The 14,084-nt window shown below is 73.0% G+C and carries 11 protein-coding genes; 5 read left to right on the plus strand and 6 right to left on the minus strand.

From position 1 onward, the window contains the following. Nucleotides 1-199 precede the first annotated feature (199 nt). Nucleotides 200-1,243, minus strand: a complete 1,044-nt coding sequence (locus EAO76_RS08185; RefSeq protein ID WP_148834780.1) for an ABC transporter substrate-binding protein — start codon at nt 1,241-1,243, stop codon at nt 200-202. 198 nt (nt 1,244-1,441) lie between these two features. On the opposite strand from EAO76_RS08185, the gene EAO76_RS08190 reads away from it, so the two are divergent. Next, the gene (locus EAO76_RS08190) at nt 1,442-3,139 is read left to right on the plus strand and encodes a hypothetical protein (RefSeq protein WP_187438502.1); all 1,698 of its coding nucleotides are present in this window, start codon (nt 1,442-1,444) and stop codon (nt 3,137-3,139) included. Nucleotides 3,140-3,641: 502 nt separating this feature from the next. On the opposite strand, the gene EAO76_RS08195 is transcribed toward EAO76_RS08190, so the two are convergent. The 3 genes from EAO76_RS08195 to EAO76_RS08205 are packed head-to-tail and all read right to left on the minus strand — an operon-like array spanning nt 3,642 to nt 6,636. Beyond that, a complete protein-coding gene (locus EAO76_RS08195) occupies nt 3,642-4,583 on the minus strand; it encodes a 3-oxoacyl-ACP reductase (protein WP_148834782.1) in 942 nt (313 codons plus the stop codon). A gap of 48 nt (nt 4,584-4,631) precedes the next feature. Continuing rightward, nucleotides 4,632-5,708: a Zn-dependent alcohol dehydrogenase gene (locus EAO76_RS08200; RefSeq protein WP_148834784.1), complete on the minus strand. Its 1,077-nt coding sequence runs from the start codon at nt 5,706-5,708 to the stop codon at nt 4,632-4,634. Nucleotides 5,709-5,763: 55 nt separating this feature from the next. Further along, nucleotides 5,764-6,636 (minus strand): MaoC/PaaZ C-terminal domain-containing protein, encoded by an 873-nt coding sequence (locus tag EAO76_RS08205; protein ID WP_148834786.1) that lies wholly within the window; start codon nt 6,634-6,636, stop codon nt 5,764-5,766. 293 nt (nt 6,637-6,929) lie between these two features. Between EAO76_RS08205 and EAO76_RS08210 the strand changes: the two genes are divergently transcribed. The 4 genes from EAO76_RS08210 to EAO76_RS08225 are packed head-to-tail and all read left to right on the plus strand — an operon-like array spanning nt 6,930 to nt 10,496. Beyond that, nucleotides 6,930-7,898: an ABC transporter ATP-binding protein gene (locus EAO76_RS08210; protein ID WP_187438503.1), complete on the plus strand. Its 969-nt coding sequence runs from the start codon at nt 6,930-6,932 to the stop codon at nt 7,896-7,898. Then, nucleotides 7,898-8,620 (plus strand): ABC transporter permease, encoded by a 723-nt coding sequence (locus EAO76_RS08215; RefSeq protein WP_148834788.1) that lies wholly within the window; start codon nt 7,898-7,900, stop codon nt 8,618-8,620. Before EAO76_RS08210 ends, EAO76_RS08215 begins: the two co-directional genes overlap by 1 nt. A gap of 11 nt (nt 8,621-8,631) precedes the next feature. Beyond that, a complete protein-coding gene (locus EAO76_RS08220) occupies nt 8,632-9,858 on the plus strand; it encodes a sensor histidine kinase (protein ID WP_262375309.1) in 1,227 nt (408 codons plus the stop codon). 5 nt (nt 9,859-9,863) lie between these two features. Then, nucleotides 9,864-10,496 carry a response regulator transcription factor gene (locus EAO76_RS08225; RefSeq protein WP_148835642.1) on the plus strand — a complete coding sequence of 211 codons (633 nt, stop codon included), beginning with the start codon at nt 9,864-9,866 and terminating at the stop codon, nt 10,494-10,496. Nucleotides 10,497-10,546: 50 nt separating this feature from the next. Here the strand turns inward: EAO76_RS08225 and EAO76_RS08230 are convergent, their stop codons facing one another. Then, nucleotides 10,547-11,770, minus strand: coding sequence for a lipid-transfer protein (locus EAO76_RS08230; RefSeq protein WP_148834790.1), 1,224 nt, complete (start codon nt 11,768-11,770; stop codon nt 10,547-10,549). A 15-nt stretch (nt 11,771-11,785) separates the two neighbouring features. Continuing rightward, nucleotides 11,786-13,966: an acyl-CoA dehydrogenase gene (locus EAO76_RS08235; RefSeq protein WP_148834792.1), complete on the minus strand. Its 2,181-nt coding sequence runs from the start codon at nt 13,964-13,966 to the stop codon at nt 11,786-11,788. Nucleotides 13,967-14,084: the final 118 nt, after the last annotated feature.

Here is a 14,084-nt window from a genome sequence, read left to right on the forward strand (position 1 = left end):
GTGTGATCCTCGACTGGAGCAAGTGATGTCCCTTCGTCGCCGCGGTACCGCCGCAGTCGGCCTGGTGGTGGCCGCCGCCCTTTCCCTTTCGGCCTGCGGGAGCGATGACGGGAAATCGTTGCTTCACGAGGCCGACGCGAAGACCCTGCCTCACGACACCGGCGCGAAGGTCCTGCCTCACGAGGCCGGCGCGGAGGTCCTACTTCACGAGGTCGGCGCGGAGGTCGTCGAGGACCATGTCCGCGGCCGTGACACCGAGGCCGAGGTACCAGGTCTCGTCGGGGACGTCCTTGGCCCGGCCCTCCTTGACCGCCTTCAGGTTCTTCCACAGCGGGTTGGACTGGGTGGTGTCGCGCTTGGTGGCCTTCACGTCGCCGTAGACGCCGGTGAAGATCCAGTCGGCGTCGGCGTCGTCGATCTTCTCCGGGCTGATCTCCGCGGCGAGGTCGTCGATCTGCTGGTTCGCGGGGCGCGGCAGGCCGACGTCCTCGAGGATGGTGCCGATGAAGGACGCCTTGGCGTAGAGGCGGATCCGGTCCGGCATGTAGCGGACCATCGAGATGGTCGGCTTCTTCGGGCCGATGTCCTCGCCGAGCTTCGCGGCCTTCTTCTCGTAGTCGTCCAGCTCGCTCTTCGCCTCGGCGGTCTTGTCCAGCGCGGCGGCGTTGAGGAGGTAGTTCTCCTTCCAGGTGAAGCCCGGACGGATGGAGAACACGGTCGGCGCGATCTTGGAGAGCGCCTCGTACTTGTCGGCGGCGCGCAGCTGGCTGCCGAGGATCAGGTCGGGCTTCAGGCCGGCGATCGCCTCCAGGTTGAGGTTGTTGATCGTGCCGACGTCCTTGGGGCTGCCCGCGTCCTTCTTCAGGTACGAGGGAATGGCCGCGCTGCCCTCGGAGGGCGCGTAGCCGACCGGCTTCACGCCCAGCGACACGACGTTGTCGAACTCGCCGACGTCCAGCACGACGACCCGCTTGGGCGCGGACTTGATCTCCGTCTTGCCCATGGCGTGGGTGAGGGTGCGGGGGTACTGGCCGGCCTCGGCGTCCGTCCCGAACTCCGCGGTCTTCTTCGCGGCGTCGGCGAAGTCCTTGCCCCCGGTGGCGACGGCCGCCTTCTTGTCACCGCCGTTCCCGGAACCGGTCGCGCCGTCCGTTTTCCCGTCATCGCTCCCGCAGGCCGAAAGGGAAAGGGCGGCGGCCACCACCAGGCCGACTGCGGCGGTACCGCGGCGACGAAGGGACATCACTTGCTCCAGTCGAGGATCACACAGGCATCACTTAGGACTGCCTAACCTTAATCCTCGCGGTTCTCGCCCAGCACAGGCACCCCCTCGATCTCAGGCAAACCCGGGCACCGCCACCCTTATGTGTGAAGTGGCAGGTCTCGTGTTGTTCGGCAGGAAGTGCGAAAACTAGCTTCGGTCGCCGGAGGTGACCATTCCATGACTGCCTGTGCCATCGAGAACGGGACCGCGAGGGCGACCGGAGCTGCCGGGGACGCCGCGGACGCGGTCCTGGAGAGCGGCGGATCCGACCTGTCCGGGGCCCCGGCCCCCGGGGCCGGACCGGGAGCAGGAGCGGGAGCCGCGGCGGCGGAAACCGCCGGGACCGGCGCGTCCGGGACCGATGCGCGCCCCGCTGCCGCGCGGCCCGCCGCCTCCCGGGCCCTCGCACCCCGGGGCGCCGCCCGTCGAACCGGCACCGCCGGGATCGCCGCCCTCGGGGCCGCCTCCGGCCTCCCCGCGCCGTTCGCCTCCAGCGTGTCCATCCCCGTGCGTCCCGCACCGGCACTCCCGCCCGGGACGTCCGGGGCATCCGGGACGCCAGGAGCACCCGGGGCACCCGGGGCGTCCGAGGTGTCCCGGGCGTCCGGAGCCGCCCGACCGGCCGGGGAGCGCGCGCAGCCCCCGGCCGCGCTCCCCGCCGCGCCCGCACCGGCACTCACGCCCGCACCCACACCCGCGCCCGCGTTCACGCCCGCGTTCACGATCTCCGCGGACGGCGCGTACGCGGCCCGGCTCGCCCTCGCCGACGTGGCCGACCGGGACGGCCGGGACGGCGGGCAGGCGTGGTTCGTGGAGCGCTGGACGCTCGACGGGCCCGAGCCGTACGCCGTGCCGCTCCCCCTCGACCAGCCGGAGGAGCCCGATTCCGAGGTGCTGCCGCTGGCCGACGGACGGGTGCTGATCCGGCGCCGGGTCGCGGACCGGCACGCGGTGTCGCTGCTCTACCCCACCGGTCCCGGTACGGGCGAACTCCCGCTCGGTACCGTCGAATGCGCGGACCTGACCCTGCTGCCGCCGTGCCCGGACGGGGCGAGGGCGTACGCGCTGTCGGTCGGCGCGCACTCCACCTCCGTATGGCTGGTGGCGGGCGGCCCCTTCGGTCCGGAGCACGTCGCGGAGGTCCCGGGGCGCTGCTCCGGAGGCGTCTGGCTGGACCGGGCGGGGCGGATGCTGGCCCTGGACCGCGAGATGCCGGGCGGCGGCCCGGTCAAGGCCGTCGCCGTGGACCTGGAACGGGGCGGCGAGGTGACGCCGTTGCTCCAGATCGCCCCCGGCAGCGACGACCGACTGCTGCTCGCCGACCCGGACAGCGGACTGCTGCTGATCCGCTCGGACGCGCCGGGGCACGACCGGCTCGGGTGGGGCGTGCTGGGCAGCAGTCTGCCGGTGCGTTTCCCCGAGTGCCTGCGCCTGCCCGACGCGGCGGTGACCCCGTTCGCCGTGCAGCCGGGGCAGATGCTGATGCCGGAGAGCTGCGCGGTGGCCCTGCGGATCGACGGGGCGGCGGGCAGCTGGGTCGGGGTGTGGCGCCCGGCGGGGCGGCGGCTGCATCAACTCGCCGCTCCCGAGGGGTGGCAGGCGGGTCGCGGGGTGTGGAGCCGGGACGGCGTGCTCGGGCTTCCGTACTCCGACGGGGACGTGCCGTGCGGCGTGGCGCTGCTGGAGGCACCGGCGGACGCGGAGCACCACGCGCCGCCGCCGCTGTCACCGCCGCCGTCGCCGTCGGCAGTGGCGATGACGGTGGTGTGCGCGGAAAGCGGTATGCAACCGTCCGCCGCCGCATCGCCTCTATCGACGTGCAAGCCGGTTCCATTGGGCCAGGCGCCTCTCGTGGGGCGTGAGATTCCTGGTTAAATCTCTGGGCCCGGGCAGCGCGGTCGTGACGCGCGGTCGCCGATGGCGGCCGTGCCGTGCGCGGTGGTGCGCTCGACCCTGGTGACACATGTAAGCGACCACAACGGGGTGACTTCCCACATGTCTGAAGCCCGAACCGACACGACCCAGACACGTCCCCAGGACGTGGACCGGGCCGAAGCCGGCGGCTCCGGAAAGCACCGAGGGGGCGAGTCGGTGGACGAGACGGCGGCACAGCCGCACGGCCGTCACCGGCGTCCCTCCGAGGGGGACGGCAAAGCGGCCTGACCGCACCGACACATCGACGAGGGACGGGTGGGCCCCGGCAGCCGTGCGGCTGCCGGGGCCCACCCGTTTCCCGGTCCGTCTCCCACTTCCCGCTTCCCGTTTCCCGTTCCCTGCCTCCCGTTCCGGTTCCGGTTCCGGTTCCGGTTCCGCCGAAGCCTCCCCGGCCCGTTCTCCGTCGCGGGCGTCCCCGGCAGCCCCGTTCTCGGCCCCGTGCTCAACCCCGCTTCAGGCCGAGCACCTCCGCCGCGGCGAAGGTCTCGTTCGGCGGGCGGTCCTCGTAGTACGGGGAGATCAGCTCGTCCAGCTCGTCGAAGGTGAACGTCTCCTTCGCCGAGTCGAACTTCGCCGCGACCCTGGGCCGTTCGACGATCGCGACCATTCCGCCGTGCACGACCAGCAGTTGCCCGTTGACCTTGGCGGCGGCCGGTGAGGCCAGATAGCCGACCAGGGGCGCGACGTGCTCGGGGGCGAGCGCGTCGAGCCGGCCGTCCCCGGGCACCTCGAAGCCCGCGAAGACGTCCTCGGTCATCCGGGTGCGGGCCCGCGGGCAGATGGCGTTGGCGGTGACGCCGTACCTGGCCAGGGCCAGGGCCGTGGAGGTGGTGAGGCCGACGATGCCGCCCTTGGCCGCCGCGTAGTTCGGCTGGCCCGCCGAACCGGCCAGGAACGCCTCCGAGGAGGTGTTGACGATCCGTCCGTGGACCGGGCCGCCGGACTCCTTGGCCCGGGCCCGCCAGTGCGCGGCGGCGAAGTGCGTGGTGTTGAAGTGGCCCCTGAGGTGGACCCTGATGACGGAGTCCCATTCGTCCTCGGTCATCGAGAAGATCATCCGGTCGCGCAGGATGCCCGCGTTGTTGACCAGGATGTCGAGCTTTCCGTAGGTGTCGACGGCCAGCTGCACGAGTGCCCCGGCCTGCTGGTGGTCGGAGACGTCCCCGACGTGCGCGACCGCCCGGCCGCCCGCCGCCCGGATCTCCTCGGCGACCTCCTCGGCGGGGGTCGCGGACGCCTCGCCGGAGCCGTCGCGGCCCGGCTGCCCGTAATCGTTGACGACGACGGACGCGCCCAGCCCCGCCAGCTCCAGCGCTTCGGCGCGTCCGAGGCCGCGGCCCGCACCCGTGACGATCGCGGCCATGCCGTCCAGGGGAAGTGACATCGGAATCTCGGGGTCCTCTCAGGAGGGGGCAGGATGGGGAGGGGGAGGTCAGAGTTCGATGCAGGTGCGCAGCGACTCGCCGGTCCGCATCTGGTCGAGGGCGTCGTTGATCCCGTCGAGCCGCACCCGGTGGGTGATCATCGATTCGAGGTCGATCCGGCCGGCCCGCCAGAGCGCGATGGCCCGTTCGTACGAGCGGAGCACGTCCCCTCCCCCGTACATGGAGGGCAGGATGCGCTTCTCGTCGAAGAACAGCTCGAACATGTTGACCTGGAAGTTGTCGTCCATCGCGCCCGCGCCGACGATGCAGAGGGTGCCGCCGCGCCGGGTGTTCTCGTACGCGGTGCGTGCGGTGGCCGACTTGCCGACGACCTCGAAGACGTAGTCGAAGCCCTCGCCGGAAGTGATCCGCTGCTTGGCGTCGGCGAGTTCGTCGGGGGCCAGGGCCTCCGTGGCACCGAACCGCAGGGCCGCCTCGCGCCGGGAGGCCACCGGGTCCACGGCGACGATCTGGGCGGCGCCGTTCACCCGCGCCCCCTGGATCGTGGAGATGCCGACACCGCCGCAGCCGATCACGGCGACCGACGAACCGGCTTCCACCTGAGCGGTGTTGATGGCCGCGCCCAGTCCGGTGGTCACCCCGCAGCCGATCAGCGCGGCGATCTCGAACGGCACGTCGTCGGGGATCGGTACGGCGCAGCCCGCGCCGACGACGACCTCCTCGGTGAAGGTGCCGGTGCCCGCGAAGCCGAAGACGTCCTTGCCGGGGCGCTTGAAGTTGGGCGTGCCCGCGTTCATGAAACCGGCCAGGCAGAGCTGGGTCTGTCCGCGCCGGCACGACGGGCACTCCCCGCAGGCGGGCAGCCAGCAGACCAGCACCCGGTCCCCCGCGCTCAGTCCGGTGACGCCGTCGCCGACGTCGAGGACCTCGCCCGCGCCCTCGTGGCCGGGGATGAACGGGGCGGGCTGCGGCAGCACTCCGTTCATCGCCGACACGTCGGAGTGGCACAGTCCGGCGGCCCGGATGCGGAGCCTGACCTTTCCGGGGCCGAAGCCCACCGCCTCGACGTCGTCGAAGACCTCCAGTTTGTCCTGGCCTATCTCGTGCAGCAGGGCGGCGCGCATGGTGCGGCTCCTCTCGTGGGACCGCGTCCCGGACCCCGGAACGCGTGGAGTGGGTTCAGGAGTGCTCGACGAAGGTGTCCCCGAGGACCACGGCGTTGTCCCGTTCCACGGCCCTCACCTCGACCCGTACCTGGTTCTCGGCGGTCCACATCTCGATGCGGAGGGTCTCGCCGGGGTAGACGACGCCGGCGAACCGGGTGCGGTAGGAGCGGATGCGGGTCACGTCGCCGCCGAGCACCGTGTCGGTGACGGCCTTGAGCGTCATGCCGTAGGTGCACAGTCCGTGCAGGATCGGCCGGGCGAACCCGGCGCGCGCGGCGAACTCCGGGTCGGCGTGCAGCGGGTTCCAGTCGCCCGACAGCCGGTACAGCAGCGCCTGGTCCGGGCGGATCGGCCGTTCCACGACGCGGTTCGGGGCGACGGCGGCGTAGGCGGTCCGTCCGGACGGGCCCCGGTCGCCGCCGAAACCGCCCTCGCCCCGGACGTAGATCTGGGCGTCGTTGGTCCACAACGGGCCCTCCTCGTCGGCGGCCTCGGAGCGCAGCACCAGCACGGCCGCCTTGCCCTTGTCGTAGATCGCGGCGATCTTCGAGGTCTGTACGGCGCTGCCGCGCACCGGGATCGGCCGGTGCACCCGCACGTTCTGCCCCCCGTGCAGAACGGCGGCGAGGTCGATGTCGACGCCGGGCGAGGCGAGTCCGCCGAGGGAACCCATGCCTCCGCCCGCGACGGTGGCGAAGGAGGGCAGCACCTGGAGCCGGGATTCCAGGGTGTAGCGCAGTTCGCCGGGGTCGACGGCGGGGTCGGCCGGTTCGGGACCGGCACCGGCGCCGATCCCGAGGTGGTAGAGCTGCACGTCCTTGTGGTCCCAGTCGATGTGGGCGGACCGGGGTTCGGCGGCGAGGGCCTTTTCGACGTCGATGGGCATGGGAGCCGCTCCTTGATGGTGGGAAGACCCCGGCGCGGCCGTCCGCACCGTCGGCCGCACCGAGGTCGCGCGGGACCGGCCGCGACGCCCGTTCTAGAACGCGTTCTAGCCGGTGAACCCATGTATAACGCAGCGCCCGGCAGTTGTGAATACTGTTGCTGACGTATCGTCAGATCCATTGCGGTACAAGGATGGTGGCCCCGTACCGGCCCGGCGGCCGTGACATATGTACTGCCGGAGTCCGTACACACGCCTCTGCCCGGCACCCCCGTGTCCTCCGTAGCGTCTTCGTCATGACATCGACAACGGGGAACGGAACCGCGGTGGACCTCACCGGGGTGGTCAGGAGCTTCGGCCGGGCGGGGCGGACGGTGCGGGCCGTGGACGGGATCGACCTGTCCATCGACCGCGGCGAGACCGTCGCCCTGCTCGGCCGCAACGGCGCGGGCAAGTCCACCACCATCGGCCTCCTGCTGGGGCTGGACGAGCCGGACACCGGCCGGGTGCGGGTACTGGGCCGCAGCGCGCAACAGGCGGTGCGGGCCGGCCTGGTCGGCGCGATGCTCCAGGACGGGCAGCCGATCCAGCGGGTCACCGTCCGCGAGCTGGTCGCCTTCGTCGCCTCGACGTACCCGAAGCCGATGCCGGTGCCCGAGGCGCTCGCGCTGGCGGGGCTGGGCGAGTACGCGGACCGGCGCGTCGACAAGCTCTCCGGCGGCCAGGTCCAGCGCGTCCGCTTCGCCGTCGCGCTGGCCGGCAATCCGGAACTGATCGTCCTGGACGAGCCGACCGCCGCCCTGGACGTGGAGGCGCGCCGCGCCTTCTGGGACTCGATGCGGGCCTACGCGCGGCGCGGCAACACCGTCCTGTTCTCCACCCACTACCTGGAGGAGGCCGACGGGAACGCCGACCGGATCGTCGTCGTGGACCGGGGGCGGATCGTCGCGGACGGCACCGGCGACGCGATCAGGAGCTCGGTCGGCAGCGGCCTCGTCTCCTTCGACCTGGCGGGCGGTCCGACCGGGGGCCTGGAGCTGCTGCCCGGCGTCGTCGCCGTCGAGGTGTCCGGGGACCGGGCGCTGCTGCGCACGGACGACTCGGACGCCACCGTCGTGGAGCTGGCCCGCCGCGGCATGATCCGCGACCTGCGGGTCTCCCGGGCCACGCTGGAGGACGCGTTCCTCGCCCTGACCTCCCCGGCCGCCGCGACCGCCGTGACCGCCGTGACCGCCCCGACCGATTCCGAAGCAGAGGTCGTGTGATGTACCGCTACATCGTGCTCGAAATCCGCCGGACCCTGCGCGACGGCTTCTTCCTGGTCTTCGGGACCGGGATGCCGGTGATGATGTACCTGATCTTCACCAACATCGGCGGGAGCGACGGCGCCGACGGCTGGAAGACCATGTCCATGGTCGGCATGGCCGCGTACGGGGCGCTGGGCTCCGCCATGTCGATCGGTACGGGGGTCGCCTCCGACAAGTCGATCGGCTGGCTCCAGCAGTTGCGGGTCACCCCGCTCTCCCCCGCGCAGGCGGTCGTGGGCCGGGCGATCAGCGGTTCGGTGACCGTCCTGCCGACGATCCTCACGGTGCTGCTGGCCGGCGGGCTGATCAACGGGGTGCGGCTGGACGCCTGGCAGTGGGCCGTGCTGGTGCTGCTGCTGTGGCTCGGCGCCCTGCCGTTCACCCTGCTCGGCCTGGGCAACGGGTACCGGCTCACGCCGCAGGGCACCGGGGTGGCCAACATGACCTGTCTGATGGGCTTCGCGGTCGTCGGCGGGCTGTGGTTCCCGCTGGAGCTGCTGCCCGAATGGCTGCGCTCCGTCGGCAGGTTCACCCCCGCCAACCGGTTCGCCGACCTGGGCTGGGCCACCACCGACGGCCACGCGCCGGGCGCCGGTACGATCGCGGTCCTGGGCGCATGGCTGCTGCTGTTCGGTACATACGCCGTGATCTCGTACCGCCGGTCCGCGCGGACCGTGTGACAGGAGCGGACATGGCCGGGTATCCGATGGACGAGTGCGAGGGCGGGCGACCGCGCCCGTGGCGGCGCCGGCGCGGGGAGCGGCGCCCCGGACCGCCCGGACCGTACGCCATGCTGCCGTGGCTGCTGCTGGGGCTGGGGTCCTTCTCCAACCTCTTCCAGGGCGAGGCGGGCAACCCGTGGCTCGGCGGGCTCGGGCTGCTGGCCTTCAACTCCCTCTACGTCTCCGTGGTGTTCCGCGGTTTCGACCGCAGGAAGCGCGAGAGCCCGGTCACCTACGGGCTGCTCGCCGCGATGGCCGGGGTGACGCTCGCGCTGACGATCGGCTACGGCGGCAGCTGGCTGCTGTTCTTCCCGCTGCTCTCGCTGGCCTGCGGCACCGTGCTGCGCAACCGGAGGCTGGGGATCGGCCTCTTCTCCCTCGCCGCGGTCGCCACCGCCGTCGCGGTGTGGCGCGGTCACGGCGCCTCGGACCCGTGGACGATCGGGTACGGAACCTTCATCTCCGGGGCGGTGACCGCCGCGATACTCACCCTCGCGGAGACGGTGATGGAACTGCGCGCCACCCGGCAGGAACTGGCCCGTACCGCCGTCGAGAAGGAACGGCTGAGGTTCTCCCGCGACCTGCACGACCTGCTGGGCCACACGCTCTCGGTGATCGTGGTCAAGTCGGAGGCCGCGCGCCGGCTCGCGCCGCGCGACATGGACGCCGCGCTCGCCCAGGTCACCGACATCGAGTCGGTGGGCCGCCAGGCCCTCACCGAGATCCGCGAGGCCGTCACGGGCTACCGGGAGGGGAGCCTGGCGACCGAACTGGACCGGGCCCGGTCCGCCCTGACCGCCGCCGGCATCGAACCGGTGCTCCGCCGCTCGGGACCGCCGCTCGCCCCGCAGACGGAGGCGCTGCTGGGCTGGGTGGTGCGGGAGGCGGTCACCAACGTGGTACGCCACTCCCACGCCACCACCTGCTCGTTCACGGTCGCCGGCAACGCCGACCGGGTCCGCCTCACGGTCACGGACGACGGCCCCGGCCCGGACGCCCCGCCCGTCCCCGGCATCGGCGGCACCGGCCTGACCGGCCTCACCGAACGCCTCGCCGCGGCGGGCGGCTCGCTCCGGGCGGGCCCGGAGCCCGGCGGCGGCTTCGCCGTCACGGCGGAACTGCCGGTGGGCGAACCCGCGCCGGACGGCGGGGACCGGCCCCGCGGCCCGACCGCGGGCCATACGCTGGAGCGGTGAACGAAATGCCGCAGGATCACCGCCCGGCGCAACCGGTACGGGTGCTGCTCGCCGAGGACCAGGGGATGATGCGGGGCGCGCTCGCGCTGCTGCTCGGGCTGGAGCCGGACATCGAGGTCGTGGCGCAGGTCGGTGCCGGGGACGAGATCGTGGACGCCGCGCTGCGCTCCCGCCCCGACGTGGCGTTGCTGGACATCGAACTGCCGGGCCGCAGCGGGCTGGACGCCGCCGCCGATCTGCGCACGGAGGTACCGGACTGCCGGGTGCTGATCCTGACCACGTTCGGCCGCCCCGGTTATCTGCGCCGGGCGATGGAGGCCGGGGCCGCGGGGTTCCTGGTCAAGGACGGTCCGGTCGAGGAACTCGCCGTCGCGATCCGCCGGGTGCTGGCCGGTGAGACGGTCATCGACCCCGCCCTGGCCGCCGCCGCGCTCAGCGCCGGTCCCAGCCCGCTCACGGCGCGGGAGCGGGACGCGCTGAACGCCTCGGTGGACGGGGCGACGGTCGCCGACATCGCGGCGAAGCTGCACCTGTCCGAGTCGACGGTGCGCAACTACCTGTCGTCGGCGATCGGCAAGACGGGGACACGCAACCGGATGGAGGCCGTCCGGGCGGCACGGCAGCAGGGATGGCTCTGAGGCCCGTACCGGCCGCGGAGCCGGCCCCCTGACCGGCCCCGCGCTCCCCGCTAACGGCGCAGCAGCGTCACCACCGCCGCGCCGCCGAGGCCGATGTTGTGGGTCAGTCCGACCTGTGCGCCCGGTACCTGCCGCTCGCCCGCCTCTCCCCTCAACTGCCAGGTGATCTCGGCGACCTGGGCGATGCCGGTGGCGCCGAGCGGGTGTCCCTTGGAGATCAGTCCGCCCGAGGGGTTGACCACCCAGCGTCCGCCGTAGGTGGTGGCCCCGGATTCGACGAGCTTGCCCGACTCGCCCTCGCCGCACAGCCCGAGCGCCTCGTAGGTGAGGAGTTCGTTGACGGAGAAGCAGTCGTGCAGCTCGATCACGTCGAGGTCGGCGGCGGACAGGCCCGAGGCCGCGTACACCTGCCGGGCGGCGGCCCGCGACACCGGCAGTCCCACCGCGTCGATGCAGGTCCCGGAGGCGAAGGACTCCTCGGTGTCGGTGGTCATGGCCTGGGCGGCGATCTCCACCGCCCGGTCGTGCAGGCCGTGTTCCTCGACGAAGCGCCGCGACACGACGACGGCCGCGGCGGCCCCGTCGGAGGTGGGCGAGCACTGGAGCCTGGTCAGCGGGGAGTGGACGGGCTTCGCGGCGAGCACCTCCTCGACCGTGTACGGGTCCTGGAACTGGGCGTACGGGTTGTTCACCGAGTGCCGGTGGTTCTTGGCGCCGACCGCCGCGAGCTGCGCCTCCGTGGTCCCGTACCGCGCCATGTGCTCGCGGGCCGCGTTGCCGAAGATCTGGGCGGTGGGCGGGGTCCGCTCGAAGCCGTGGGCGGCGGCCATGATCCCGTAGTGCCGGGCCACGGGCGACGCCTTGAAGTCCGCGGCGCCGCCGTCCGCGCCCCCGCCGCCGAGCGAGCCGCGTGTCATCTTCTCGAAGCCGAGCGCGAGGACGCAGTCGCTGACGCCGCCCTCGACGAACTGCCGGGCCGTCATCAGGGCGGTGGAGCCGGTGGCGCAGTTGTTGTTGACGTTGTAGACGGGTATCCCGGTCAGGCCGAGGCCGTACACGGCGCGCTGCCCGGCGGTGGAGGGCTGGAAGCAGTAGCCGACGACGGCCTGCCGGATCTGCTCGTAGGGGATCCGGGCGTCGGCGAGCGCCGCCGTTCCGGCCTCCTTCGCCATGTCCCAGTACTGCCAGTCGCGGGTCTGGGGCTTCTCGAACCTCGTCATCCCGACCCCGACGACGTACGCCTTCGCGGGTTGTGCGGTTGTGGCGGGTTTCATGGGTGGTGGGTCCCTTCAATCGCGCGGGAGGCCGAGGATGCGCTCGGCGACGACATTGAGCTGGACCTGGGTGGTGCCGCCCGCGATGGTCAGGCAGCGGGACATCAGGAAGCCGTGCAGGGCCCGCTGCCCGGCGCCCTCGCCCGTGGCGCCGGCCGGTCCGAGGAGTTCGAGGGCCAGTTCCGCGACCTTCTGCTGGTGGGTGGTCTGGACGAGCTTGCGCACGGAGGCCCCGGCGCCGGGTTCGAGGCCGGAGACCTGGCGCAGGGTGGTCCGCAGTCCGATGCAGCCCAGCGCGTGCGCCTCGGCGGCGAGCGCTCCGACGCGGGCCCGGTACGCGCCGTCGAGTTCGCCGCAGCGGGCGATCAGCGCCTCCAGGCCGGTGTCGAAGGTCATCTGGTCGGCCATGTGGACGCGTTCGTTGCCCAGGGTGTGCCGGGCGACCCGCCAGCCGTCGCCGGGTTCGCCGACGACGGCGTCGGCGGGCAGCAGGACGTCGTCGAAGTACACCTCGTTGAAGAGGGAGTCGCCGGTGATCTCCTTCAGCGGCCGGATGTCGATGCCCGGGGTGTTCCGCATGTCGACGACGAAGTAGCCGAGTCCCCGGTGCTTGGGGGCGTCGGGGTCGGTCCTGGCGAGCAGGATGCCGTGGTCGGCGCTCCGGGCGGCGCTCGTCCACACCTTCTGGCCGTTGATCCGCCAGCCCTCCTCGGTGCGCTCCGCCTTCGTGCGCAGCGAGGCGAGGTCGGAGCCCGCGCCGGGCTCCGAGAACAGCTGGCACCACAGGAGTTCGCCGCGCAGCGTGGGCGGCAGGTAGCGCTCCCGCTGTTCGGCCGTTCCGTGGGCGATGAGCGAGGGCACCACCCAGGTGGCGATCCCCAGGTCGCTGATCCGCACCCCCTGTTCCGCCAGCTCCTGCTGCACGACCAGCTGTTGCACGGGGTCGGCGCCCAGGCCCCAGGGGGCGGGCAGGTGCGGGGCGGCGTAGCCGGTGGGGGCGAGGGCGCGGCGGGCCTCCTTCGGGTCGAGGCCGCGGGCGGCCGCCACGACCCGGTGCGCCTCCGCGCGGTGGGCGGCGGCCCGTTCGGGGAGTTCGAGGGCCAGTTCGCGGCGGGCCCCGCTCCCGGCCAGCCGCACGGCCCGCAGCCGGTGGGCGTCCCCGGCGCCCAGCAACTGCCGTGCCACCAGGGCCCGGCGCAGGTACAGGTGGGCGTCGTGCTCCCAGGTGAAGCCGATGCCGCCGAGGATCTGGACGCAGTCCTTGGCGCAGCCGTACGCCGCGTCGAGGGCGTCCGAGGCGGCGAGGGCGGCGACCATGGACCGTACGTCCGGGTCCTTCTCGCCGTCGGCGGCGCGGGCCGCGTCCCACACCAGCGCGCGGGCCCGCTCGACCCGGACGAGCATGTCGGCGCAGAGGTGCTTGATGCCCTGGAACTGTCCGATGGGCCGGCCGAACTGCTCGCGCGTCCTGGCGTGTTCGGCGGCGATGTCGAGGGTCCTGGCGGCGGTTCCACAGGCTTCCGCGGCGAGGAGGACGGCGGCGAGGTCGCGGACGTGCGCGGTGTCGGTCCGTACGAGGCGCTCCGCGGGGACGAGGACGCCCTCGGCCACGACGTCGGCCGTGCGGCGGGTCGGGTCGGCGCCCCGGTGCGGGTGCGCGGTCAGTCCGTCGGCGGCGGCGTCGACGGCCAGCCAGATGGTGCCGGAGGCCGACTCGGCGGCGAGCAGGAGCAGGTCCGCCCCGTCGCCGGAGAGGACGGGCGGGGAGGTGCCGTCGAGCAGGTAGCCGCCCTGCTGCTCGACGGCGGTGAGGGTGCCGGGGCCCAGGGCGGCGGCGCCGATGCGGCTGCCGGAGGCGATGCCGGGCAGCGGTTCGCCGCCGCCCGCCGCGTGCAGCACGGCGCCGGCGAGGGCGTTCGCCAGGTACGGGCCGGGGAGCGCGGCCCGGCCCGCCTCCTCCAGGACCACGGCCAGGTCGAGGAGCCGGCCGCCCCCGCCGCCGTGCTCCTCGGGGAGGTGGAGGGCGAGCAGCCCCTGTTCGGCGAGGGCGTCCCAGTACCCGGGCCGTCCGCCGGGGGCGCCGGTGCCGTCCGCGTCGAGGAGTGCGCGGAGCTCCTCGGGCGGTACGGCGCGCGCCAGCACGCCCCGTACGGCCTGCGCCAACTCCCTGTGTTCTTCGGTGATTCCGATGCCCATGCGGATCCTCGCCGGTCGCAGCCACTGGAACGGCGCAAGAGTAGAACACGTTTCAATCTGACGGAAGGTCAGGAAACGGCCGACTCTCCCGCCCCCTCCGGCAACGGCCGTCCGCCCC

The sequence above is a fragment of the Streptomyces sp. sk2.1 genome, from assembly GCF_008120935.1.
In the GTDB taxonomy this organism is placed as follows: domain Bacteria; phylum Actinomycetota; class Actinomycetes; order Streptomycetales; family Streptomycetaceae; genus Streptomyces.